This window comes from Pseudonocardia sp. N23 (assembly GCF_002583555.1).
Classification (GTDB): Bacteria; Actinomycetota; Actinomycetes; order Mycobacteriales; family Pseudonocardiaceae; genus Pseudonocardia.
In genome coordinates, this window is sequence record NZ_BEGX01000092.1 from 1 (window position 1) to 1,326 (window position 1,326).

A 1,326-nucleotide genomic window follows, 5' to 3' on the forward strand; every position below is an offset into this window, starting at 1 on the left:
GGCTCTTCCCAGATGAGGGTGTAGTTGGCGGTCTGGTGGCGCGCGGGGTGGTCGGCGCGTCGGTGCACGGGTAGAGGTCGAGGCCTCCCGAGGATGAGAAGTTCTCACGCCGCCATCCAGGAAGACCTCGACGTGTCTGACGCTACCTTCACGACCCCTGACGTCACGACGTTCTGCCGCCTGGACGAGCTGGGTCTCGTTGTCGTCGGCCAGCACCTGCAGCCGGACAGAGCGGTGCTCGCCTGCCGGGTCGAGGACCAAGCGGACGACCACTGGTGCCGTCGATGCGGCTGTGAAGGCAGCCCGCGGGACACCGTCACCAGGCGTCTGGCGCATGAGCCGCTGGGCTGGCGCCCGACGACCCTGCTCGTCACGATCCGCCGCTACAAGTGCACCGGCTGCGGCCACGTCTGGCGCCAGGACACCAGCCGCGCCGCCGAACCGCGCGCCAAGCTGTCCCGGACCGCCCTGCGGTGGGCTCTGGTCGGGCTCGTCTGCCAGCACCTGACCGTCGCCCGCCTCGCCGAGGCACTGGCGGTGTCCTGGGACACCGCCAACGACGCCGTCCTCGCCGAAGGCAGGCGCGCCCTGCTCGACGACCCGACCCGCTTCGACGACGTGAAGGTCATCGGCGTCGACGAGCACGTCTGGCGCCACACCCGCCGCGGCGACAAGTTCGTCACCGTCGTCATCGACCTCACCCCGGTCCGCGACAGGACCGGCCCCTCACGACTGCTGGCCATGGTCGAGGGCCGCTCAAAGCAGGCGTTCAAGACGTGGCTTGCCGAGCGGCCGAGGGCCTGGCGCGACGGCCTGGAGGTCGTCGCCATGGACGGCTTCACCGGCTTCAAGACCGCGACCACCGAAGAGCTGCCCGAGGCCGTGGCGGTGATGGACCCGTTCCACGTCGTCCGTCTCGCCGGCGACGCCCTGGACCGCTGCCGGCGCCGGGTCCAGCAGGACCTGCACGGGCACCGAGGCCGCAAGGACGACCCGCTCTACCAAGCCCGACGGACCCTTCACACCGGCCACGATCTGCTCACCGACCGGCAACGCCAGCGCCTGACGGCGCTGTTCGAGAACGAGGAACACGTCCAGGTCGAGGCCACCTGGGGCATCTACCAGCGCATGATCGGTGCCTATCGAGAGCCCGACCGCGACCGCGGCAAGCAGCTCATGACCAACCTGATCGAGTCCGTCACCACCGGCGTCCCGACCGCCCTCACCGAGCTCCGCACGCTCGGGCGGACCCTGAAGAAGCGGGCCGAGGACGTCCTGGCCTACTTCGACCGACCCGGCACCAGCAACGGCCCGACCGAGGCGATC

General features: G+C 70.4%; 1 protein-coding gene. It reads left to right on the top strand.

Going from position 1 to position 1,326, the window contains the following annotated elements:
- Nucleotides 1-132: 132 nt before the first annotated feature.
- Nucleotides 133-1,326: ISL3 family transposase (locus TOK_RS22970; protein ID WP_098960082.1), on the top strand; the 1,194-nt coding region annotated here is incomplete at its 3' end.